Below are 22700 nucleotides of genomic sequence, written 5' to 3' on the forward strand. Positions count from 1 at the left end.
AGGGAGGGCTCGAGGACGGGGGCGATGAGCTGGAAGGGGCGGCCGTCCTGCTCGACGAAGGTGGTGCGCAGGGGCTCGTGGCGGAGGACCAGCTCGTGGAGTGCGCGGCGCAGGGCCTCCTCATCCAGCTGGCCGGAGAGTCGGACGGCGACGGGGACGTGGAGGGTGGCGCTGCTGGTGGCCAGGCGCTCCTGGAGCCACATCCGCTCCTGGGCGAAGGACGTGGGGGCGCGCTGGGGTTGACGGTTCTTCTCACGCAGCAGCTCGGCGAGCCGCGCGCGCTTCTGCTCAGGGGACAAGGCCATAAAGGAGGGGGTTCCTTCTCGCTACGCGGAGGGCCGGCGGAGACCTACCCGTCTGCCGGGGCCCCTGGACGTGCGCAGCGGCGTGAGTTCATCAGGAGAAAGGTGCGCCAGGCCTTCGGGCCGTCCCTGTCCGCGCGGACATGCGGTGCGCTCTTGCACTCGAGGACTGAAGGCTCATCACTGGTGGTGCGGGGTGTGTCCGGCCGCGCCTGAGGGGACCGGGGCTGGGTGAGCTCTCATCGGAGAAGACCTGACTGGGAGGAGAGCACCTTTGTCGCGGACTGGCCACTTTGCCTACGGAGGCGGGGGCGCTCCTGGCTTCCTCCTGTCCGCACTGGCGGCGGCATTGGACGCACGTCGCGGCAGGTCAATCGCTGGCAGATATGACCTTCAATGTCTGCCTATTCAGTCTGGTTGTCTGTACCGTGCAGGTAGGCTGCTCCAGCGTGCGGGGTTTGCGGGCCCGGGCGGGGAGGGCGCAAGAGTTGCGCGGCGCCGGGCCTGTTGCGCCCTGAGGTGGGCTGGCACGGGGCTTGGAGTAGGGCAGGGCCGTGATGGAACCCCGCCTCGACGTCCCCACGCCTTCCGAGGAACTGCTGAGCCGGTACAACGTCGCCGGTCCCCGCTACACCAGCTATCCCACCGCCCCCGAGTGGCGGGGCGACTTCGACTCCGACGCCCTTTCCGAGCGGCTGGCCATCGCCAGCACCCGGGACAGCGGGGAGCCGCTCTCGCTCTACGTCCACCTCCCGTTCTGTCGCAGCCTCTGCTGGTACTGCGGCTGCAACGTGGTCATCAGCAAGGACGCGAGCGCGGCGGACCGCTACATCGACCACCTGGTGATGGAAATGGACCTGGTGGCCCAGCGGCTCGGCGCCCGGCGCGGCCTGTCGCAAATCCACTGGGGCGGAGGCACGCCCACCTTCCTCTCCGAGGCGCAGCTCGAGCGGCTGTGGACGGAGCTCACCCGCCGCTTCACGCCGCTGCCCGACGCGGAAGTCGCCATTGAAGTCCACCCCGCGCTGACAACACCGGGACAGCTCTCGCTCCTGCGGCGGCTGGGCTTCAACCGCGTGTCCATGGGCCTGCAGGACTTCGACCCGTTGGTGCAGCAGGTGACGAACCGTCTCCAGACACCGGAGCAGACGCGGGCCCTGCTGGAGCACGCGCGCGAGCTGGGCTTCACCGGCGTGAACTTCGACCTCATCTACGGCCTGCCGCACCAGGATGCAGCGCGCTGGGCCCGCACGCTGGAAACGGTGCTGGCCATGCGCCCGGACCGGCTGGCCGTCTACTCCTTCGCCTTCATGCCGGACGTATTGAAGCACCAGAAGCGCATGCCCGCGGACGCGCTCCCCGATGTCCGCACGAAGCTGGACCTGTTCCGCGCCGCCTACGAGTCCTTCGTGAAAGCGGGCTACCACCCCATCGGCATGGACCACTTCGCGGTGCCCGAGGACGAACTGGCGCGCGCCCAGTCCGAGCGCCGGCTGGGCCGCAACTTCCAGGGCTACACGGTGAAGGCCGCGTCGGACGTGGTGGCGCTGGGCAGCACCGGCATCAGCGACGTGGGCGGCGCCTACGCCCAGAATGTGCGGCCGCTGCCCGCCTACTACGCGCGCGTGGCCGCGGGACGCCTGGCCACCGAGCGCGGCATCGCCCTCACCGAAGATGACCGGCGGCGCCGCGCCGTCATCACCCAGCTCATGTGCAACTTCTGGACGGACCTGGGCGACGACGGCGCGCGGCACTTCGCGCCCGAGCTGGAGCGGCTGCGCCCCTTCGAGGACGACGGGCTGGTGGTCCGCTCCGGCACGCAATTGGAGCTGACGGCGCTGGGCCGCCTCTTCGTGCGCAACGTGGCGATGGTGTTCGACGCCTATCTCTCCCGGGCCGCGAAGCCCCGCTTCTCCCGGACGGTATGAGGACCGCGATGGATGCGTTGGATGTGTTGAACCAGGAGCACCGGCAGATACAGCACGTGCTGGATGTGCTCGCCCACTCGGTGGAGCGCGGCCGCAGGGGCGAGTTCGTCTCCGCGTCGCTCTTCCTGCGGGCCGCGAACTTCTTCCGTACGTACGTGGATGGCAGCCATCACGCGAAGGAGATGGTGCTCTTCCAGACGATGCTGGTGCACCGGCTGCCGCTGTCCCCGGGGCTGCTGTCGCAGGTGACGGGCGAGCACGGCGCGGGCAGCGAGCAGGCGCTGACGCTCCAGCGCGCGGCCGAGGTGACGCTGCGCGAAGGCGTGGACCCGAGGGCGATGCTCGACGCGGCCGACACATACCTCCAATTGCAGCGAGGCCACACCACCGCCGAGGAGACGCAGGTGTTTCCCCTCGCACGCCGGCTCCTCCCCACCGCCGTGCTGGAGCGCATGCGCACGCGCTTCGCTCGCATCGAGGCCTCGCACGGCCCGATGTCCGAGGCAGTGGAGGCGCTGGAGCGCGCCTTCGCGCCCGCCCGGCCCACCCGGTCGGGGCTGCTGGGCAGCGTGCGCTCGTTCTGAGCGTGCACGGTGCGCGGCAGGGAGCAGGCAACCGCCCGCTGGCCGGGCCCCCTCCCCTGGAGTCACACCCGATGGATGGCCACCTCTAACCGCGTGGACCTGGAGCGGGGGCGCGCATGGCACGACGAAACGGAACCACGGGGACGACGCTGAGGCGCTGGGTGCTGGCGGGCGCGCTGCTCGCCGCCACCGCAGTGGGGGCCATGCCCGAGCCCGGCCAGACGCTGCCTGACTTCACCACCAGAGACCTCCTGAACGCGCCCCACCGGAGCAGCGAATTGAAGGGGCGGACCACGCTGCTGGTCGTCATCACCGACAAGGACGGCGGCGATGCGATGCAGCAGTGGTTCGATACCGCGGGGACGCACGTGCCCGACTCCGTCCACCGCGCGTCCATCCTCACCTTCAAGCTCCCCTTCTTCGTGGGCACTGGCACCGCGCAGGGCAAGGCCCGGCAGAAGGTGCCCCAGCAGTTCTGGGGAGACACGTGGCTGGACAAGAACGGCGACATGGCCAAGGCCCTGGGCCTGGCCTCCAGCCGCACGCCGTACGCCTTCGCGCTCGACGCCCAGGGACGTGTGGTGGCCGCCGTCCACGGCACCGCCGACGCGCCGGAAGCACAGGCCGTATGGAACGCCCTCACCGGGCGCTGAACCCCCCGGCTCGGTGGAATGGTACGGGCACACCGCTATATTGCAGCGACACTGCTTCAATGATGCGGCGTTCCTCGAGATTTCACCATGGCAGAAGAGCAGAAGGTCGTATTCGCACACACCGTTGAGGGTCTCTTCGTCCAGGCCCTTTCGGACAAGCTGACCCCCGCGGCGAAGGAGCGGCTGAAGGCCGCTGGGCTGGACCTGGGCCGGGCCTTCGCGCCCGCCTACCCCGAGGAGCAGTTCCACCGCTGGGTGCGAATCGCCGCGGAGGAGGTGCACCCCGGCGTGCCGCATGACGAGGCCCTGCAGCGGGTGGGCGAGTCGCTGGTGACGGGCTACGAGAAGACGCTGATGGGCAAGGCCGTGATGGCCACGGTGCGGCTGCTCGGCCCGAAGCGGACGCTGGAGCGCACGACGCACAACTTCCGCTCCGCGACGAACTACCTGGAGACGAAGCTGAAGCCGGTGGAGGACTGCCCCAACACCTACGAGATGGTCATCAACGAGACGAGCGGCGTGCCCCGCTACTTCAGCGGCATCATGCTCCAGGCGCTGCGCGTGGCGGGTGCCAACGCCAGCCGCGTGGACATCGTCCACGAGGACGGCGGCGCCTGCACCTACCGCATCCAGTGGACCTGAGCCCCCGGGTGTCCGCGCACCCGTGCAGTGCGCGTCTTCCATGGCGCACCGCGAAGCGACATCCCTGACAGCGCTCGACCACGATGCGCGCCCCGGAGGGCCACGGCTCACATGCACGAGCCGTGAGCGGACACCGGCTGGCGTCGCCCTCGCGCCGGCCTGAAAAGGGGATGTCACATGAAGTGGCTGAAGCCGTGGATGTTCGCCACCCTCGCCCTGGCCGGCGCGGGCTGCGGCGGCGTGGAGCCCGAGTCCGACGCGGTGCTCGCATCGCGCCTGGACGCGCTCTCGGACCCGCCGCTGATGCCGCGCGGGCTGACGGAGGAGGAGAAGGCGCGCACCGAGTCGGACCCCGCGCAGGGTGCCTCGCAGGCGTATGCGTGGGAGTGCAGCCCGGCGCTCTACGGCTTCACGGCCGCGTCGCGGAAGGTGGACTTCGCCACCGAGGCGGACTCCACCACGGGCCTGCTCATCGGCTGGCCTTCGTATGGCTGTGGCGTGCCGGAGCTCACCGAGCTCATCCGCACCGCGGTGGGCCGCGTGCACGTCACCGTGCTCGCGGACGGCCAGCACCACCAGGGTGCTCAGCAGTGCCTGGAGCACCGGGGGCTGACGGCCGCGCAGCTGTCGCAGGTGGAGTGGGTGGACATCCCCGTGGACAGCATCTGGATTCGCGACTTCGGCCCGGAGTTCGTCACCGGGGCGGACGGCGCGCGGCGGATGGTGGACATGAGCTACTACCCGCAGCTGTCCAGCACCTGCAACAACCTGACGGGGCGCACCAACGACGACGCGTCGCCCACGCGGCTGGCGGCGGCCTGGGGCGGCATGCCGGTGGACCGCGCGCAGGTGCGGCTGGAGGGCGGCAACCTCCAGACGGACGGCGCCGGCACGTGCTTCCGTGCGCAGCGCGTCGCCAACGAGCGCAACTGCTTCTCGCGCTGGTGCTACACCGAGGACGAGCTCAACGAGGTCATCGGCGCCTTCCACGGCTGCAATGTCGTCGCGCTGGAGTCGCTGCAAGGGGGCGTCATCGACCACGTGGACATGTGGATGACGGTGCTGTCGCGGCGCACCATCCTCGTGGGCCGGTACGACGTGGCGGATGACGCCGTCAACGCCGCCATCCTGGACCGCAACGCGCAGCGGCTGGCGGGCCTGGGCTACCGCGTGGTGCGCGTGCCCATGCCCAAGCCGTACTGCAAGCAGCTCAACGCCACGTGCACCGGCAAGCCCGCGCTCATCGGGCCGTGCGACGGCACCAGCGAGCGCGTGTGGGCCACGTACATGAACTCCATCCGCCTGGGCAACGCGCTGGCCGTGCCCGTCTTCCAGTGGGTGCCCGAGTCCCACCAGGCCGTCATCGCCCAGCAGCAGCAGGAGGCCCTGTCCACCTACCAGCGCGAGCTGGACCGCGAGTTCGGTCGGGGCAAGGTGCAGGTGGTGCCGATTCAGTCCGACAGCATCATCCCCTGCCAGGGCTCGCTGCACTGCGTGACGATGACGTACCGCTGAGTCGTCTGTCGCAGGCGCTGAAAAGACCACGGGCGCCTCGGGGAGTGTCCCGAGGCGCCCGCGGTGCTCCAGTCACGCTCGCGTCGTCCGGCCCGTCAACGCTGCGCGAGGATTTCCTGGAGGCGCTTCTTGTCGCTGGAGAAGGAGAAGGCGCTGTAGAGCTGGTAGCCGTTCTCCGGGTCGAGGATGCGCGGCTTCAGCTCGCGCACCACGGTGAGCTTGTCCTGCGAGAAGGGGAAGTGGTTGATGAGCTGCCCCACGTGGGAGATGAGGAAGTAGTTGTCCCCGGCGGCCATCTTGAGCACGCGCATCTTGTCCTCGGCGAAGCTCTCCTTGGCCACCGCCTCGTTCAGGCGCTTGAACTGGCCGTCCGGAATGGGGCGGACCACCGGCGCGGGCGGGGGCGGGGGAGGCGGCTGCGGGGCCGGCGACGGCGTGGGGTAGATGGCGCCCGCGGGCGGGGCCTCGGCGACGAACTGCTGCATCGAGTCCAGCGTCTCCTGCGCGCGGCGCAGCTTGTTGCGCACGTCACCGCGGTTGTCGCCGCGGTTGTCACCGCGGTTGTCGATGCGGTCCTCCACGTCCTCCAGCAGCTTCTCCAGGCGGGCCATGCGGGCGTTCAGCTCCTCGCGGTCCACCACGGCCAGGTTGCGCGCGGGCGGAGGGGGCTGCGGCATGGGGCGGCCCGGAGGAGGGGAGTGGCGCAGCTCGGTGGACTGCGGCTCGTTTCCGGCGAACGCGGACGAAGCGGTGAGGATGGCGACGGCGATGGCGAGGGCCTTCATGGGGAGCGTCCTTTCGTGTGCTCGACACTACCGACGCGCCCGGCCCCCTTGCATTCAATCCTCGGGGAGCGGGCTTACGGCCAGCGTCCTGACGGCGGCATACACCCCTTGGACGGCGCGGGCCATACGCGCGTAGTCAAGCGTGTCCCACGTATCGGCCGCGGTGTGGTAGCGCGGGTTCCGGAAGAAGGCCGTGTCCGTCACCATGACGGCCCGGTAGCCCTGCTCCCAGAAGCTGGCGTGGTCCGAGAGGGCCACCCCCGGCAGCCCGGCGGGCGCGCTGAGGCTCTCCACCGGCAGGGGGCTGCCCGCGCGCATCGCCTCCGCGACCTGCTCGGTGAGTCCACCGTCACCGGGCAGGCCCACCACGCCGATGAAGTGGCCCGTGTCCGGGTAGCGCAGGCGGAGCACGGGGAGGGGGTAGTCCTGGCTGTCCGGCGCGTCGCTGTAGACGCCCAGCATCTCCAGCGCGAGCATGCCGCGCACCTTCACGCCGGCCTCCTTCAGCGAGCGCGCGTGCACCGCGCTGCCCATCTGCCCGGTGCTGAAGTACGGCGGCTCCTCCAGCGTGTAGGCCACCAGGTCCACGCGCAGGGGCGGCGCCTGCTGGCCCAGCAGCACCGCCAACTCCAGCAGCGCGGCCACGCCGCTGGCGTTGTCGTCCGCGCCCGGCGTGCCGTGGACGGAGTCGTAGTGCGCGCCGACGACGAGCCGCTCGCCGCCTTCCGGCCCGAAGCGGGCGATGATGTTGCGGTAGTCGCGGCCGTCCACGCGGAAGGGCTGGGACGTCACCTGCCCGCCGGCCCGCGCCAGGTGGTCCGCGATGTAGTCCGCGGCGCGCTCCAGGTTCTCCGGGTGGCGTGAGTCGCGCGGGTGGAAGGTCTCCGAGAGCATCCGCACGTGCGCCCTCAGCGTCCCCGCCTCCACCCCGGGGCTGGCCTGCGTGGGCGGGGCGACGGGCTCTCTCGCGCCGCCCATCCAGGCCCGGGCCAGTCCCCCTGCCGCCAGCGCCGCGACTGCGATTCCCGTCCACAGCCGACCGCGTCCCATGTGCCCTCCCTGTCCGGGCGCCCTCCGCGCCCGGGCTGCCCTTTCTCCTTGGACTCCCGGGAGGGGGAGCACCGTTCCCGAGGACGGCTCAGGGCACGGGCAGGCGCTTGGACAGCACCTCGCCCGTCGGGGAGATTTCATAGACGAGGGGGACGCCGGTGGCCAACTCCAGCCCCACCACCTGCTCGCCGGTGAGCTCGTCCAGCTTCATCACCAGCGAGCGGTTGGAGTTGCCGTGCGCCACCACCAGCACGTGCTTGCCCAGGCGCAGGTCCCCGGCGATGGCGCGGTCATAGAAGGGCAGCACGCGCTTCGCCGTCATCGCCAGCGACTCGCCGTTGGGCGGGGGGATGTCATAGGAGCGGCGCCACAGCTTCACCTGCGCCTCGCCGAACTCCTTCGCCGCGTCCGCCTTGTTGAGCCCCTGCAAGTCGCCGTAGTGGCGCTCGTTGAGGGCGGCGTCGCGGATGATGGGGATGCGCTGGCCGAGCGCCTCCAGGATGATGGCGAGCGTCTCCTGCGCGCGGGTGAGGGCGGAGGTGTAGGCGACGTCGAACTTCAGTCCCTGGAGCGCCTTGGCCGCGAGCCGGGCCTCGTCGCGGCCCTGCTCGGTGAGGGGCACGTCCACGAAGCCGGTGAAGCGGTTCTCATGGTTCCAGAGGGACTGACCGTGTCGGACGAGAGCAAGGTTGGGCATGAGGTGCCCAGGTAGCGCATGCCGGGCGGGGCGGCCAGGGTGGGCGCGCCGTTCCGGGCCCCGTGCGTTTCGCGCCCTACACTGGCGGCTTGCGCAGCAGCCGCGTCAGCTCCCGGTCCAGGGCCGAGGCGAACTGCTGGCGGTCCTGTGCGTTGAAGCCGCTGGGGCCCCCGGTCTGCACCCCGCTCTCACGCAGTTCCTGCATGAAGTTCCGCACGGAGAGGCGCTCGGAGATGTTCTCCTCGGTGAACAGCTCCCCGCGCGGGTCCAGCACCACCACGCCCCGGGGCACCAGCAGCGCGGCCAGGGGAATGTCCTGCGTGACGGCCAGGTCCCCCTTCTGCGCCGAGGCGGCGATGTGCTGGTCCGCCACGTCCAGCCCGGCGCCCACCTGCACCGTGGAGACCAACTCCGAGCGCGGCAGGGACAGGGCGCGGTTGGCCACGAACACGGTGGGGACCTTGAGGCGCTGTGACGCGCGCAGCAGGATGTCCCGGACGGGCCCGGGGCAGGCATCGGCATCGACCCAGATTTTCATGCGTGACTCATCCTGGTGAGGAGCGCGAGCCCCGGAGCTTCCAGCGGCACCCGGCCGCGAAGCGCGGCGAACAGCGACCACCCATGGTCCGCCAGCAGCACGACGCCCGCGTCCGCCGACGGCGCGAAGCCGAGGAAGCCGGTGTAGCCGCCCATGACGGACGAGCGCCACACCACGTCGTGCCCGCGCACGGTGGACACCGTCCAGCCCAGCGCCATCCGCGCGGGGCCGGCATCCACGCGCGGCGCGTGGGACAGGCGCAGCGCACGGACGAGGCCCGCGTCGGCGCGCCCGAGGTGCGCATCGAGGAAGCGGAGCAGGTCCGGCGCGGTGGAGTGGAGCGCGCCCGCGCCGGGGAGCGCCGGGAAGGTCCACGCGGGCAGTGGCTTGCCGCGCGCGGTGTGGCCGGGCGTCAGTCGCGGCTGCTGCTCGTCCGTGACTCGCGCCGTCGTGTCCGCCAGGCCCAGGGGCTTGAAGAGCAAATCCCTCAGCGCGTGCCCGTAGTTGAGCCCCGCGCGCCGCGACAGCGCATGGCCGAGCACTCCCATGCCGAGCAGGGACTCCGCGTAGGGACGCGGCGGAGGACGCGCGGGCTGGTAGCTCCGGAGGAAGTCCCCGAAGAGGCCCGCGGAGTAGTGGCCGAAGGGGTCCTCCGGCTTCTGCGCCTCCGTCTCCAGATTGGGCGGCAGGTGCGGCAGGCCGGAGGTGTGCGTGGCGAGCTGCTCCACGGTGATGCGGCCCGCCGTCGCGTCGGGCAGCAGCGGCCGGGGGATGAGCTCCGAGAGCGGCGTGTCCAGCCGCAGCTCGCCCCGGTCCACCAGCAGCGCGAGGAGCGCGCCCGTGAAGACCTGGGTGAGCTCGCCCAGCGCGAAGAGGGTGTCGGCGGGCGGCGGAGTGCCCCGACCCCGGAGGCCGTGCACATGGTGCTCGCCGCGCCAGGTGAGGCCCGCGCACAGGGACGCCGAGCGATAGCCGCGCAGGTAGCGACGGGTCTCCTCGTGGATGAGCTCGGAAGGGGAGGGCATGGGCCGTGGCGGCTGTCTCACGTCGCTCGGGGGAGCGTCAACCCGGGCCTTGCTGTCACGCGCTCGCGCGGGAATTGACGGATTGTCGCGCGGGCGGGCTCACGGCGCGGCCCAAGTCCCCGGAATCCGGAGCGCGTCGGGTTGGAACGCCGTGTGTAGAGGCAGGACCGGCCAGGAGGTCCCGCCATGAGCTGTCCGGTCCAACCCCGTGCATTCTCCCTGACCCGCCACTTCCTCGAGCGCCGCGCGCGCCGCCAGCTTCGAGACGATGTCCTCGACTTCATCCTCGAGTTCGGCGACCGCGCCCGCGCCGCGGGGATGACGCATGTCACGGTGCTGGAGCGGGACTTGCCCGCCGCCTGGAGGACGTCCGCCCTGGCGAGACAGGCGCGCGGGTGGATTGTCCTGCTGAGTGACGAGGAGCGGCTCGTCACCTGCTACCGGCGCGGCGACGCGAGCCGCTTCATCCGCCGCAAGCCCAAGCGCCGCATGTCCGAGGCCCAGGTGCAGCGGGCCTGACGCCCCGTCATGGCGGCGCCCACTGCGCGCCGTGGATGAAGCCGTGGGCTTCGTTGCCGCTGTGGTCCTTGATGCGGCTGGCGCGTCCCTCGTCCAGCGGCCAGTAGCCCGCCAGCCCTTCCGCGTCCTTGTCGGGAGGCTCCTTCATGTCCTCGCCAATCTGCTCCTGGGTGCGGGCGACGCTCCAGATGCGCACGTCCCGGATGTTGCCGTTGAAGGTGCGGTCTCCGCCGGCGGCCTTGGCGCCAATGGCCCAGCGCGCGTCGATGGGGAAGCCGCCGCCCTGGGCCTGGGGGGCTTCGGCGAGCAATTCGCCGTTGCGGTAGATCTTCCACTTCTCGCCGTCATAGACGCCGGCCAGGTGGACCCATTTGTTCACATCCTGCAAGGGCATGGAGGCCGACGTGACGCCGGAGCTCCTTCCCTCCATGTATGAGCCGGCCTGGTAGGTTCCGAACACGATGCGCAGGAAGACCTCGCCGCTGGGGCTGGAGATGTAGCCCCGGGCCACGATGTTCTGGACACCGTTGGAGTTCACCGGGCGGATCCACGCCTCGAGGGTGATGGGGCCGGTGATTTCCAGGGACAGGGGCTCGCCCAGGTCCACGTAGGACGTGGTGCCGTTGAAGGTCAGCACCGGCGCTGGAGGGGGAGGCTCGGCCTGCGTCACGCCGCCGGAGCCGCCCGTCCCCGGTTCCTCCTCCTTCTTGTTCCGGCCTATCAGGACGCCCACCAGCACGATGAGGAGCAGGCCCGCCACGCCCGCCACGGGAATCCACCAGGGAATCTTCCGGCGCGGAGCGACCACCGGGGCAGGCACCTTGAAGGCCACCGGGGAGCTCTCGGCGAAGTACTCGTCGGGGTTGGACTGGTCCGCGACGAGCAGGTGGAAGGCATGCTCGCCCGCGGCCTGCGAGGGTGGGACGGCCACCTGCACCTGGTAGACGTGCGTGCCATTGGCGGGGAAGTCCCGCTCGGCGTCGCCGCCGAGGGAGAGCCACTCCGGGGGCGTCGCTCCCTCGGGGACGATGACGGCCCGGCCCCTGACGGGATGGCCGAGCGAGTTGGTGACGGTGAATGCCACCTCGCCCTTCCGATTGCCTCCCAGCTTCAGCGTGGGCGACGTCGTGGTGATGTCGAACGCCCGGGCCATGCAGGACCTCCAATCACGGACGGCAGGGCAGGGTTCGCGGCCCCTTCCTGATGGAGTGTGGCCACCGTCGACGTGAGGAGCGTGGTGGACCCGCACCTCCTGCCCGGAGCCGGAGCGAGGCTGCGCGGCGTCCTCCGCTCGGGTCGTCCAGAAGTCGCAGCCCCGTGGGGAGGCACGGGCAGCGCACCGGGCTCCCGGCTACTCCTTCACCGGCGACACCTGCTGCTTCGCTTCCTTCAGCCTCGTGCGCTCCCGGGAGGCCGTGTCCGGCTTCTTCGTCGAGGTGCTCGGGGCGAAGAGGCCTGCCTTCCCGCGAAGAGACGTCTTGAGGCCGGCCTTCGCTGGGGACGAGGGCTGGGGCGCTCCCGTGCCGATGGCCCGCGCCGGGCGCTCCGGAATCGCCTGCGGTTGCGCCAGTGCGTCCGGGGACTGTTCCTGGGGCACGCTGTCGGGCAGGGGCGGGCTCTCCTGCTGGAGTGCCGTGGCCTGGGGTGCTTCCGGCGCCGGGGCGGCGGGGGCGTCCTTCGTCATGGCGACGTCCTTCTTCGCGGCCACGGGCTCCTGCCGCGCGGACGCCGGGCCCAGGAACAGGAACGCCGCGAGCGCCATCACCGCCGAGGTGCCCACGGCGAGCGCGCCCACCGGCACGCGTCGCTCCAGCAGCCTGCGCGCGGACTCCGCACTGTCGGGCCGGTCCTCGATGCGCTCCGAGAGCAGCCGCGCCAGCAGCCGTCGCAGGCGGGCCGGCACTCCCGCCGGCAGCGGCTTCTCTCCGGGGAAGCCTCCCGCGAGCGACTCGTACAACACGAGCCCCAGCGCGAAGAGGTCCGACTGCGCCACCGCGCGGCCCAGGCGCTGCTGCTCCGGCGCCATGTAGCGCAGCGAGCCGATGAGCGCGGCGGACTCCGTCAGCGTCGTCGCCCCGTCCAGCCGGGCGATGCCGAAGTCACAGAGCTTCGCGCCGTCGGCCGCGAGCAGGATGTTTCCCGGCTTCACGTCGCGGTGGATGAAGCCCTTCTCGTGCGCGGCGCCCAGCGCCTCCAGCATCCTCCGCGCCAGCCCCTCCACCTCCGGCCAGGGCAGGGCGCCTTCCTTCGTCAGCTTCGCCCGCAGGTCCGGCCCGTCCACGCGCTCCATGGCGTACCAGCAGAAGCCCCGCTCCTCGCCGTCCGCGAAGACGCGCACCACCGCCGGGTGCTGCACCTGCCGGAGCGCCTCGGCCTCGCGGCGGAAGCGCGCGCGCACCGCCGGGTCCGCCGCCACCAGCGTCGACAGCACCTTCACCGCGCAGGGCCCCGTGTAGCCCTCCGCCGCGTACACCGTGCCCATGCCTCCCGCGCCCAGCCGGCTCAGCAGCCGGAAGCCCCCGAGCGACTCGCCGGTGAGGTCCACCTCCGGCGACAGGCGCGCGGTGCCGGGCGCCGTCTCCGCGCGGGCCAGGTCCACCTGCACGCCGCACGCGGAGCAGGACACCACCAGCGCTGGACGGGCGCCGGGAAGGGGAGTGCGGCACGCGGGGCAGAGGAAGTTCATGCGTAGAGGTCGATTCCGTACTCTTCCAGCTTCCTGTCCAACGTCGGCCGGGAGATGCCGAGCACCTCCGCCGCCGCGCTCTTCACCCCCCGCGCCCGCTTGAGCGCGAGGACGATGTGCTCCCGCTCCACCGCCCGCAGGGCCTCCGCCAGCGTGCCTTGGACACCGCTGGGAGGGGCCGCGGTTCCCGGGCGGATTTCCGGACGGAGCTCGGGGCCGCCGGGGCGCTCGAGGGACACCACCTCCGGAGGCAAATCACCAGGCCCCACCCTGTCTCCAGGACCCTTGAGCACCAGCGCCCGTTCAACGGCATTGGCGAGCTGCCGCACGTTGCCCGGCCAGGGACAGGCGCGCAGGGATGCGATGGCCTCGGGGGTGAAGCCCGACGCACGGCGGCCGAGCTGCGTGCCCAGCTTCGCGAGGAAGCGCTCCGCCAGGGGCAGCACGTCTTCGGGACGCTCGCGCAGCGGGGCCAGGTGGATGCGCACCACGTTGAGGCGCCAGTAGAGGTCCTCGCGGAAGGCGCCCGTGCGCGCTGCTTCCTTCAAGTCGCGGTGCGTGGCCGCGACGACGCGCACGTCCACCGGCACGCCCGAGCGCCCACCCACGCGCTGGACGATGCGGTCCTGCAAGACGCGCAGTAGCTTGACCTGGAGCGGCGCGGGCAGGTCTCCGACTTCGTCCAGGAAGAGGGTGCCTCCGTCGGCCTGCTCGAAGACGCCCTCGCGCGCGGACTGCGCTCCGGTGAAGGAGCCCTTCTCGTGGCCGAACAGCTCGCTCTCCGCCAGCTCCGCGGGGATGGCGCCGCAGTTCACCGCGATGAACGGGCCCCTCGCGCGGGGGCCCAGGGCATGGAGCGCGCGCGCCACCTCCTCCTTGCCCGTGCCGCTCTCGCCGGTGATGAGGACGGTGGACTGCACGGGGGCCGCGGCGTCCGCCACCCGCATCGCCTCGCGCATGCTGGCGCTCTCCGCGACGGGAGGCTGGAAGCCCGGGGTGACTCGTGGCTCCGGTGGACAGAGTGAAGGCCCCACCGCCAGCGCCAGCGCTCCCGCCAGGGACAGCTCCTCGTCGTGGAAGGGTTGCTCGCGCAGGATGCACAGCGCACCGGCGGGCTGGCCCGCGGCGTAGAGCGGGGCACAGAGGACGTGGGCGTCCGCGCGGCGCACGCGGGTGGTGTGCACGTCGTGCTCCGCGCGGGCCTGGGCCTCCGGCATCGCCTGGGCCCGGCCCGTCCGGAGCGCGGTGTCCACCAGCTCGCGGCTCACCGTGAGGTGCGCGCCGTGGGGCCGCGTGTGCCGAGGGCGAGGGCCCTGGGGACCGAGGCGCAGCAGGACGAGCGCGGAGGGCTGCAGCGCGGACTCCAGCGCCTCGAAGACGAGCCCCACGGCGGCGTCGGGTGACGGCGTGGTGGCCGCGCGCAGGGCCAGCTCGCCGGCACGGGCGAGGGCGTCGGGGCCGGGGGCGCCGCCGCCTCGTGTCCGCTCCACGCGGGTGCGGGTGAGGACCAGCGTGGACTCGCCATCGCGGGCGCGCAGGGCGTCGAAGGACGGCTCGTACACGAGCACGCTCTCCCCCACGGAGACATGATCTCCAGGGCGCAGGGGGGTGGCCTGCTGTGCGGGGAGGCGCTGCCCGTTGAGCCAGGTGCCATTGCGCGAGCCCAGGTCCTTCAGCGTGTGCCCGGCGCCGTCGGGTGAGAAGACGCAGTGCTCCCGGCTGACCTTCTCGTCGAGGAGCTGGAGGCCGCCCTCGGCGGCACGTCCCACCACCAGCGGCGCGTCGAGTTCGCGCGCCACGCCCCTGCACGGTCCGAACATCGCCACGAGTCTCGCCACGGTGTGCATTGTAGCGGAAGGCGCCGGTCGGCGTGCCGGCGGCCTGGCCCTCTCATCCAGTCATCAACGCTGGCAGAGGAAGATGTCGTCGAAGGCGCCGTCGCCCACGGGGCGCTGGAGCGTCCCGACGCGGAAGCCCGCCCGGGTGAGCACCCGGTGCCAGGTCTCCCGGGAGAAGAGCCCTTCGACGTGCCTGTCGTGCACGGCCCGGACGGTGTCCCCCTCACGGAGCAGGAAGGCGTACTCGGTGACATAGGTGCTGTCGTCCGGGTGCGGGTCCCACGACCACATGAGGCCCCGGAGCGAGCGGCTCCCGTCGTCCGCCGTCAGCGTGTCCGTGCTGTCCTCGAAGGTCTCCCGGTAGCAGTCCGGCGCGAAGATGGTCGCGCCACCGGGCCGCGTGTGGACGAAGGCCGTCCGCGCGGCGGCTTGGAGGTCTTCCTCGGTGAGCATGTACATGATGGCGTCGTGGACCAGCACCGCGTCGAACGTCCGGCCGAGCCGCAGCGTGCGCATGTCCGCGAGCACGTGCTCACAGTCGGGGTTCTGCCGGCGGCTCAGCGTGAGCATGTCCTCGGAGAGGTCCGTGAGGGTGCAGGTGAAGCGGTGCTTGAGATGCAGCGCCGTGTTCCCCGCGCCCGCGCCGAGCTCCAGCAGGGTTTGCGGCCGCGGTGAGACGGCGCGCTCGAAGGCTTCCTGGAAGCACGAGGCTTCGTCCTCATGGTCCGCCGGTGGGTCGACCAGGTGATACCAGGGGACGAGCTCGCCATAGAGGAGGGGTTGCATTCGCGGCGGTTCTATCATCCCCGGGAGCACCGCTTCGCTTGCGGTGGCGCCTGCTATTTCTTCTTCCCGAAGAAGGTGCCGTGCACGGCCTTGCCCTTGGAGCGGAACATCTTCTTCTCCCCTCCGTCCTTGGTGGTGCCGCCCACGAACTGCTCGATGTGCTCCTTCTTCAGCTCCCGCGCCTTGACGCGACCCTGCTCCTCGTCGCCCGCGCGGCCCGGCTGCTTCTCCAGCGCGGCGAGCACGTAGGACGCCAGCAGCTTGCGCTCCAGCTTCGCGTACAGCTTCGGGCTGTCGAAGACGTCCACCACCTCCAGGTCTCCGTTGATGGCCACCGCCAGCCCCGCCAGCCGCTCGTCACGCGGCAGCTTCGCCTGGATTTCGTCCAGGTACCGGCCGATGCGCTGGCGCAGCGCCGCGTCCTGGAACACGCGCCGGTACGTGCCCGTCGGGCTGGAGACACCCGACACCTGGGACTTGCGCGCCACCTCGCCCCAGACGGCGCCCTGCTCGGAGAACAGGGCCGCGCGCCGCAGGTCCGGGTGCGCCACCGCGAGCCCCGGCTGGAAGGCCAGGCTCTGCCCCTCCCAGCGTCCCTGCTCCACGCAGAACACCGGCACGCGCTGGCGCTCGCCCGTGTCCAGCACCACGTCACTGCCCACCATGCGGTCCTGCTTGCCACCCAGCAGCAGCTCCCCGCCCACGAGGTACAGCGGCCGCTCGTCCCGGTTGTGCACCCGCAGCGCCCCAACGCTGCCGTCGCTGTCCAGCTCGCGGATGGAGACCTTCTTCGCGGCCTGGGCTTCCTCCAGCACCGTGTAGTCGTCATACGGCGGGCCCTTGCGCGTGTGCAGCGGCACCACCGCCAGGTTGTAGGCGAGCACGGGCTGGCCGGCCTCGTAGTCACCCAGCTCCAGGTCCGGGGCCGGGGACGGGGACTTCTCCTGTGCCAGGGCCAGCGGTGCGGTGAGCAGGGCCACGAGGGCCGAGACGACGGGCATGCGGAGCTTCATGGGTGGGACGCCTCCTGTGTATGCGGCGTCTCATTGCAAGCCCGCGTGCCAGGGCCCTTCCCCCCGAGAGGTTCCAGGTAGAACGTCACACGGCGTTACGAAGTGCAAAGCCGTGTGACACGGGCCTCAGGGCCGGGGCGCTTCCACGCCGAGCACGTTGGGCAGTGCCCAGTAGCGCGTGTTGTCGTCGTTCTCGTTGAAGCCCGTCTCGTAGCTGCCCACCCGGCGCACGGTGCGCGCCGGCGCGGCGACGTGGAGCGACGCCTCCGGCCCACCCTCCAGGTACATCAACCGCTTCAGGCCCAGGGGCAGCCGCCGGAGGACCTCGATGAAGTCATGCGTGCGGTAGGGCGAGCGCGCGTGAAACATCAGCAGCCGTCCCTGCCCGTCGATGCCGAGCGCGGCGGTGCTCCACTCGCGCGGCTGGGACTGCCATGTGTTGCGCCCCTTGCAGTCCACCATGCGCAGGGACTGGAGCACCGTGCCGTAGCGCGGCAGCAGGGACTCCACGTCGTCACAGGCCGCGTCGAGGAGTTGCACCGGCGGCAGGCCCTTCTCCCGGGGATGCAGCACCAGGAAGGTGCGGTAGTCCTTGCGGCGGGTGGGGTTGAGCTCGCGTCCCTCCGTGCGCGCCTGCCCCACGGGACGGCCGCCCGGGTGGAACATGCCCGCGTTGGTGACGGCGATGAGGCCGTGCAGGGCCGCCCACTGTTCCGCCGTCGGCTCCGGCGCGTGGCCCTCCAGCGAGGCGCTCAGGAGCCGCACCGGCCGACGCGCCACGTCCACCCGCACCACGGTGACGCGTGAGTCGCCCACCGACGACTTGAGATGTGCGTCGAATTCCGCCAGCTCCAGCCCGGGTGCGAGCGTCTCCCACGGGGCGGCGAGGGCGGGCAGGGACAGGCAGACGAGCAGGACGGTGAGACGGCTCATGGCGGGCATTGGAATCCAGTCGGAGAGGGGACTGCCCCGGCCGGATTGCAAGGCGCGAGCCCTGCGTGTCCGGGAATGGGAAGCGGCTTCCCAGGGGTGAACACGGCGCCCGGGCGCTTCCGTCTGTTCCCGAGGGGTTGGCACACTGGACGGCGGTGGCTCGGTCATTGCTATTCAGGAGGCCGCCCCCACCCCCCCCGGAGCGTGAATGCAGGATTTCATCCAGGAACTTCGTCACGCGGCGCGGATGCTCGCCAAGCATCCCGGCTTCACCGCCGTGGCGCTGTTCACGCTCGCGCTGGGCATCGCCGCCAACACCGCCATCTTCAGCGTCGCGGACGCGGTGCTCTTCTCGCCGCTGCCCTACGCGGCGCCGGACCGGCTGGTGATGGTGTGGGGGAAGAGCCCGAACCTGGACCGGCAGACGGTGTCGCCCGCGAACTTCCTCGACTGGCGCGCGCAGACCGAATCCTTCGACGGGCTGGCCGCCTTCTCCCACGTCCCCTTCAACCTCGCGGGTGACGGCACGCCCGAGGTCATCCGGGGCGCCAGCGTGTCCGCCAACTTCTTCCAGGTGCTCGGCACCCCGGCGGCGCTCGGGACGACCTTCCTCGCGTCCGCGGAAGGCGCGGGGGCGCCGAATACGGTGGTGCTCGGCCACGGCTTGTGGAAGCGCCGCTTCGGCGGAGACCCGAATGTCCTTGGCCGCATGCTGCGCCTCAACGACATGAGCTACGAAGTCGTGGGCGTCATGCCGGAGCACTTCGAGTGGCCGACCATCGTCCCCACGCACGTCTCCGCCGCCGACGCTCCGCAGCTTTTCGTGCCCGCGGTCCACCGGGACATCCCCCAGCTGGGGACGGACACCACGCAGGACACGAGCGCATGGCGCGACGGCAACTACCTGCGGGTGGTGGGGCGGCTGAAGCCCGGTGTCACGCTGGAGGGCGCGTCGCGGGAGCTGGACACCATCGCCGAGCGGCTCGCCCGGGAGTACCCGGAGTCGAACGCGAGGTCGGGCATTGGCCTGGTGTCCCTGCGGGAGCAGCTCGTCGGCAACGTGCGCTCGGCGTTGTGGGTGCTGCTGGCGGCGGTGGGGCTGGTGCTGGTGATTGCGTGCGCCAACGTCGCCAACCTCTTCCTCGCGCGGGCCTCCGCGCGGCGGCAGGAGCTGACGGTGCGCCTGGCGTTGGGGGCGCGCCGGAGCCAGCTGGTGCGGCAGCTCCTCACGGAGAGCGTGCTGCTGGCGCTGGCCGCGGGGGCGCTCGGGTTGCTGCTGGCGCTGTGGGGAATGGACGCGCTGCTCGCGCTCGTGCCTCCGGAGCTGCCCCGGCTCGGCGCCGTGGGGCTGGATGGGCGGGTGCTCGCCTTCACGCTGCTGACGTCGCTGGCCACGGGTGTGCTGTTCGGGCTCGTCCCGGCGCTGCAGGCCTCGAGGCCGGACCTCAATGGCGTGCTCCGGCAGGGCGGAGGGGGACGCTTCTCCGGCGCGGGCCAGCGCTCGCGCGGCGCGCTGGTGGTGGGCGAGGTGGCGCTGGCGGTGGTGCTGCTCATCAGCGCCGGGCTGCTCTTGCGCAGCCTCTGGAGCATGCAGGCGGTGGAGCTGGGCTTCCGCGCCGATGGAGTGCTCACGTGGCGCGTGTCGCTGCCCGCCGCGGAGTACCCGGACGACGCCCGGCAGGCGGCCCTCTTCCAACGGCTCCAGGAGCGGGTGGAAGCGCTGCCCGGCGTGAAGAGCGTGGGCGCGGTGTCGGACCTGCCCTTCGGCGGCGACAACATCTGGCGGGTCATGGACATCGAAGGACAGCCACGCCCCGCGGCCGGCGACGAGCGCTCCGTGGGCTTCCAGGTCGTCACGCCCGGCTACTTCCGCACACTGGGCATTCCGCTGAAGCGCGGGCGCGACGTCGCGTCCTCGGACCGCGCGGACACGCAGCAGGTGGTCCTGGTCAACGAGTCCACCGCGCGTCAGTACTGGCCGGGACAGGAACCGCTGGGACAGCGCATCCGCCTGGGCTCCGATTCGGATGCCCCGTGGCGCACCGTCGTCGGCGTGGTGGGTGACGTGCGGCAGGCCGGCGCCATCAAGGAGCCGCGGCCGGAGGTCTACGTCGCGGCGCTCCAGGACACGTTCCACTTCATCCAGTTCGCCGCCCGCACGGAGGGAGACCCGGCGCGGCTGGTGGCCGGGGTGCGCGAGGCCGTGTCCGCGCTGGACTCGAACCTGGCCATCTCCCAGGTGCGGACGATGGAGGAGGTCATTGCCTCGGCGATGGCGCGCCCGCGCTTCCTCTCCACGCTGGTGGCGCTGTTCGCCGCGCTGGCGCTGCTGCTGGCGGGCGTGGGCCTGTCCGGCGTCATCGCGTACATGGCCCGGCAGCGGACGCACGAGATTGGCATCCGCATGGCGCTGGGCGCGCGGCCCGTGGATGTGCTGCGGCTGGTGGTGGGCAGCGGCATGCGGCTGGCGCTGGCGGGCGTGGGGCTGGGACTGGTGGGGGCGTGGGCGGCCACGCGGGGCATGGCGAGCCAGCTCTACGGCGTGAGCGCCACGGACCCGCTCACCTTCGGCGGACTGGCGCTGGTGGTGATGGCGGTGACGCTGGTGGCCACGTGGCTGCCAGCGCGGCGGGCCACGCGGGTGGACCCGCTGGTGGCCATGCGGAGTGAGTGAGGCACGAGACTTTCTCGCAGTCCCGGGGGGGATTCGATGACGGCACTGGTTCAGGAGCTGCGGCAGACCCTGCGGATGTTGTGGAAGCACCCCGGCTTCACCGTGGTCGCGGTGCTCACGCTCGCGCTGGGCATCGCCGCCAACACCGCCATCTTCAGTGTCATCAACGCGGTGCTGCTGGCGCCCCTCCCGTTCGCCGAGCCGGAGCGGCTCGCCCTCCTGTGGGTGCAGCGCGAGGCGGACTCGCGCGAGCCGGTGTCGGCTCCGGACTTCCTCGCGTGGCGCGAGGGGAGCCGGGACGCCTTCGAGGCGCTCGCCGCCGTGGCCGCGGTGCCCTTCAACCTGGCCGGGGAGGGGACTCCGGAGCGGCTGCGCGGTGCCAGCGTCTCCACCAACTTCTTCGACGTGCTGGGCGTGGAGGCGGCGCTCGGCACGACGTTCCGCTCGGACCCGGCGGGCCAGTCCCCGTGGCAGGTGGTGGTGCTCAGCCATGAGCTGTGGCAGCGCCGCTTCGGCGCGGACGCGGGCGTCATCGGCCGGACGGTGCGGCTGAACGACAGGGGCTACCAGGTCATCGGGGTGATGCCCGCGCGCTTCACGTGGCCGTCCATCACCCCGGTGCAGGCGCTCACCCAGGACCGGGCGGAGCTGTGGGTGCCGGCGGTGAAGCACGACGTGCCGCTGTTCGGGCCGGACGTGGAGCAGGACTTCTCCCAGGAGCGCAACCTCCACTACCTGCGCGTGGTGGGGCGGCTGAAGCAGGGCGTGGCGCTGGAGGCGGCCTCTCGCGCGCTGGGCCTCGTGGCCGAGCGGCGGGCCCGCGAGTTCCCGGACACGAATGCGAAGGCGGGCGTCCAGGTGGTGGCGCTGCGTGAGCAGCTCGTGGGCAACGTGCGGCACGTCCTCTGGGTGTTGCTGGGCGCGGTGGGGCTGGTGCTGGCGATTGCGTGCGCCAACGTCGCCAACCTGTTCCTCGTGCGGGCCACGGCGCGGCGGCGGGAGCTGGCCGTCCGCGTGGCGCTGGGGGCGAGCCGCGGACGGGTGGTGCGGCAGTTGCTGCTGGAGAGCCTGCTGCTGGCGCTCGCGGCCGGGGCCGTCGGGCTGCTGGGCGCGGTGTGGGGCGTCGACGTGCTGCTGGGCATGAGCACCGGGGAGCTGCCGCGCACCACCGAGGTGGGGCTGGATGGGCGCGTGCTCGCCTTCACGCTCTTCATGTCGGTGCTCACGGGCGTGCTGTTCGGCCTGGTGCCGGCAATCCAGTCCTCCGCGCCGGACCTGCACACCACGCTCAAGGGCGCGGGGGGACAGGCCTCGCCCGTCGGAGGACGCTCGCGCGGGGCGCTGGTGGTGGGCGAGGTGGCGCTGGCGGTGGTGCTGCTCATCGGCGCGGGGCTGCTGCTGCGCAGCCTGTGGCGCCTGCAGGCGGTGGAGCCGGGCTTCCAGACGGACCACGCGCTCACCTGGAGCCTGTCGCTGCCGCCCGGGGACTACCCCGACGAGCGGCGGCAGGCGGCCTTCTTCCAGGACGTCGTGGCGCGGGTGGAGGCGCTGCCCGGGGTGAAGAGCGCCGCCGCGGTGGTGACGCTCCCGTTCGACGGGAACGACATCTCCCTGGCGCTGTTCATCGAGGGACGGCCTCCCGCCGAGCCCGGCCCGCAGCGGACGCTGGGGTTGCAGATGGTGACGCCCGGCTACTTCCGCACGCTGGGGATTCCGCTGCGACAGGGCCGGGACTTCGCCTCCACGGACACGGCGGACACGGGGCCGGTGGTGCTGGTCAATGCGGCGGCGGTCCGGAAGTTCTGGCCGGGCGCGGATCCGCTGGGCCAGCGCGTGCGCATCGGCTCGCCGGAGGACGGGTGGCGCACCGTCGTGGGCGTGGTGGACGACGTGCGGCACGGCGGACCGACGGCGGACCCGCGCGCGGAGCTCTACGTGCCCATCATGCAGAGCACCTTCCCCTCCATGCAGTTCGTGGCGCGCACCGAGGGCGAGCCCCTGGCGCTGGCCGCCGCGGTGCGCTCGGCGGTGGCGGCGCTGGATGCGGACCTGCCGGTGTCGCAGGTCCGCACGCTGGAGGCGGTGGTGGCGTCCGCCACGGCGCGCCAGCGCTTCCTCTCCGCGCTGGTGGGCGTCTTCGCGGCGCTGGCGTTGCTGCTGGCGGGCGTGGGGCTCTACGGGGTGATTGCGTACATGGCGCGGCAGCGGACGCAGGAGATTGGCATCCGCATGGCGCTGGGGGCCCGGCCCGAGGACGTGCTGCGGCTGGTGCTGGGCCGAGGCATGCGGCTGGCCGTGCTGGGCGTGGGACTGGGGTTGCTGGCGGCGTGGGCGGCCACCCGTGTCCTGGCGAGCATGCTCCATGAGGTGAGCACCACGGACCCGCTCACCTTCGGCAGTCTGGCATTGCTGGTGCTGGGCGTGACGCTGGTGGCCACCTGGCTGCCCGCGCGACGGGCCACGCGGGTGGACCCACTGGTGGCGCTGAAGAGCGAGTAGCCTTCAGACGGTGGACTTCGCGGAGGGGCGTGG

20 protein-coding genes are annotated in these 22700 nt (G+C 71.8%); 8 read left to right on the forward strand and 12 right to left on the reverse strand.

The features are described from left to right. Positions 1-305 (reverse strand): condensation domain-containing protein (locus tag G4D86_RS49795; protein WP_205520406.1); only part of this gene is annotated, 305 nt, incomplete at its 3' end. Between the two features lie 554 nt (positions 306-859). On the opposite strand from G4D86_RS49795, the gene hemN reads away from it, so the two are divergent. From hemN to G4D86_RS49820, 5 genes are all read left to right on the forward strand, one after another. Continuing rightward, positions 860-2230, forward strand: a complete 1371-nt coding sequence (hemN, locus tag G4D86_RS49800) for an oxygen-independent coproporphyrinogen III oxidase (protein ID WP_164002749.1) — start codon at positions 860-862, stop codon at positions 2228-2230. 8 nt (positions 2231-2238) lie between these two features. Further along, positions 2239-2814 (forward strand): hemerythrin domain-containing protein, encoded by a 576-nt coding sequence (locus tag G4D86_RS49805; RefSeq protein WP_240360933.1) that lies wholly within the window; start codon positions 2239-2241, stop codon positions 2812-2814. Positions 2815-2930: 116 nt separating this feature from the next. Continuing rightward, positions 2931-3467, forward strand: a complete 537-nt coding sequence (locus G4D86_RS49810) for a peroxiredoxin family protein (RefSeq protein WP_164002751.1) — start codon at positions 2931-2933, stop codon at positions 3465-3467. Between the two features lie 87 nt (positions 3468-3554). Next, entirely contained in the window at positions 3555-4109 is a 555-nt protein-coding gene (locus G4D86_RS49815) for a DUF2378 family protein (RefSeq protein WP_164002752.1), read from the forward strand. Between the two features lie 177 nt (positions 4110-4286). After that, positions 4287-5624 (forward strand): agmatine deiminase family protein, encoded by a 1338-nt coding sequence (locus G4D86_RS49820; RefSeq protein WP_164002753.1) that lies wholly within the window; start codon positions 4287-4289, stop codon positions 5622-5624. Positions 5625-5719: 95 nt separating this feature from the next. Here the strand turns inward: G4D86_RS49820 and G4D86_RS49825 are convergent, their stop codons facing one another. The 5 genes from G4D86_RS49825 to G4D86_RS49845 all read right to left on the reverse strand — a co-directional run bounded on the left by G4D86_RS49825 (position 5720) and on the right by G4D86_RS49845 (position 9719). Beyond that, complete coding sequence (locus G4D86_RS49825; protein ID WP_205520407.1) at positions 5720-6409, reverse strand: proline and serine-rich protein 1 family protein; 690 nt, start codon at positions 6407-6409, stop codon at positions 5720-5722. A 54-nt stretch (positions 6410-6463) separates the two neighbouring features. After that, on the reverse strand, positions 6464-7459 hold the full coding sequence (locus G4D86_RS49830) for a M28 family peptidase (RefSeq protein ID WP_164002754.1): 996 nt from the start codon (positions 7457-7459) through the stop codon (positions 6464-6466). An 88-nt stretch (positions 7460-7547) separates the two neighbouring features. Then, positions 7548-8156, reverse strand: a complete 609-nt coding sequence (locus G4D86_RS49835; RefSeq protein ID WP_164002755.1) for a 2,3-bisphosphoglycerate-dependent phosphoglycerate mutase — start codon at positions 8154-8156, stop codon at positions 7548-7550. Between the two features lie 76 nt (positions 8157-8232). Continuing rightward, positions 8233-8694 carry a YaiI/YqxD family protein gene (locus G4D86_RS49840; protein ID WP_164002756.1) on the reverse strand — a complete coding sequence of 154 codons (462 nt, stop codon included), beginning with the start codon at positions 8692-8694 and terminating at the stop codon, positions 8233-8235. Next, the gene (locus tag G4D86_RS49845; RefSeq protein ID WP_205520408.1) at positions 8691-9719 is read right to left on the reverse strand and encodes a serine hydrolase domain-containing protein; all 1029 of its coding nucleotides are present in this window, start codon (positions 9717-9719) and stop codon (positions 8691-8693) included. The genes G4D86_RS49840 and G4D86_RS49845 overlap by 4 nt, the downstream gene beginning before the upstream one ends. Before the next feature lie 186 nt (positions 9720-9905). Here G4D86_RS49845 and G4D86_RS49850 point away from each other — a divergent pair, with 186 nt between their 5' ends. Further along, positions 9906-10238, forward strand: a complete 333-nt coding sequence (locus G4D86_RS49850) for a hypothetical protein (RefSeq protein WP_164002757.1) — start codon at positions 9906-9908, stop codon at positions 10236-10238. Positions 10239-10245: 7 nt separating this feature from the next. On the opposite strand, the gene G4D86_RS49855 is transcribed toward G4D86_RS49850, so the two are convergent. The 6 genes from G4D86_RS49855 to G4D86_RS49880 form a co-directional block, all read right to left on the reverse strand. After that, entirely contained in the window at positions 10246-11391 is a 1146-nt protein-coding gene (locus G4D86_RS49855; protein WP_164002758.1) for a LamG domain-containing protein, read from the reverse strand. A 198-nt stretch (positions 11392-11589) separates the two neighbouring features. Next, positions 11590-12924 (reverse strand): serine/threonine-protein kinase, encoded by a 1335-nt coding sequence (locus G4D86_RS49860; RefSeq protein ID WP_205520409.1) that lies wholly within the window; start codon positions 12922-12924, stop codon positions 11590-11592. Next, positions 12921-14771: a sigma 54-interacting transcriptional regulator gene (locus G4D86_RS54100; RefSeq protein WP_164002759.1), complete on the reverse strand. Its 1851-nt coding sequence runs from the start codon at positions 14769-14771 to the stop codon at positions 12921-12923. Before G4D86_RS54100 ends, G4D86_RS49860 begins: the two co-directional genes overlap by 4 nt. Before the next feature lie 54 nt (positions 14772-14825). Continuing rightward, positions 14826-15548: a class I SAM-dependent methyltransferase gene (locus G4D86_RS49870; RefSeq protein WP_164002760.1), complete on the reverse strand. Its 723-nt coding sequence runs from the start codon at positions 15546-15548 to the stop codon at positions 14826-14828. 53 nt (positions 15549-15601) lie between these two features. Next, the gene (locus G4D86_RS49875) at positions 15602-16561 is read right to left on the reverse strand and encodes an ARPP-1 family domain-containing protein (RefSeq protein WP_164002761.1); all 960 of its coding nucleotides are present in this window, start codon (positions 16559-16561) and stop codon (positions 15602-15604) included. A 126-nt stretch (positions 16562-16687) separates the two neighbouring features. Continuing rightward, a complete protein-coding gene (locus G4D86_RS49880; protein ID WP_164002762.1) occupies positions 16688-17494 on the reverse strand; it encodes a phosphodiester glycosidase family protein in 807 nt (268 codons plus the stop codon). A gap of 208 nt (positions 17495-17702) precedes the next feature. On the opposite strand from G4D86_RS49880, the gene G4D86_RS49885 reads away from it, so the two are divergent. Both G4D86_RS49885 and G4D86_RS49890 read left to right on the forward strand, forming a co-directional pair. Then, positions 17703-20168: an ABC transporter permease gene (locus G4D86_RS49885; RefSeq protein WP_164002763.1), complete on the forward strand. Its 2466-nt coding sequence runs from the start codon at positions 17703-17705 to the stop codon at positions 20166-20168. A gap of 36 nt (positions 20169-20204) precedes the next feature. Continuing rightward, complete coding sequence (locus G4D86_RS49890) at positions 20205-22667, forward strand: ABC transporter permease (RefSeq protein WP_164002764.1); 2463 nt, start codon at positions 20205-20207, stop codon at positions 22665-22667. Positions 22668-22700: the final 33 nt, after the last annotated feature.

This window comes from Pyxidicoccus caerfyrddinensis, from assembly GCF_010894405.1.
Classification (GTDB): Bacteria; Myxococcota; Myxococcia; order Myxococcales; family Myxococcaceae; genus Myxococcus; species Myxococcus caerfyrddinensis.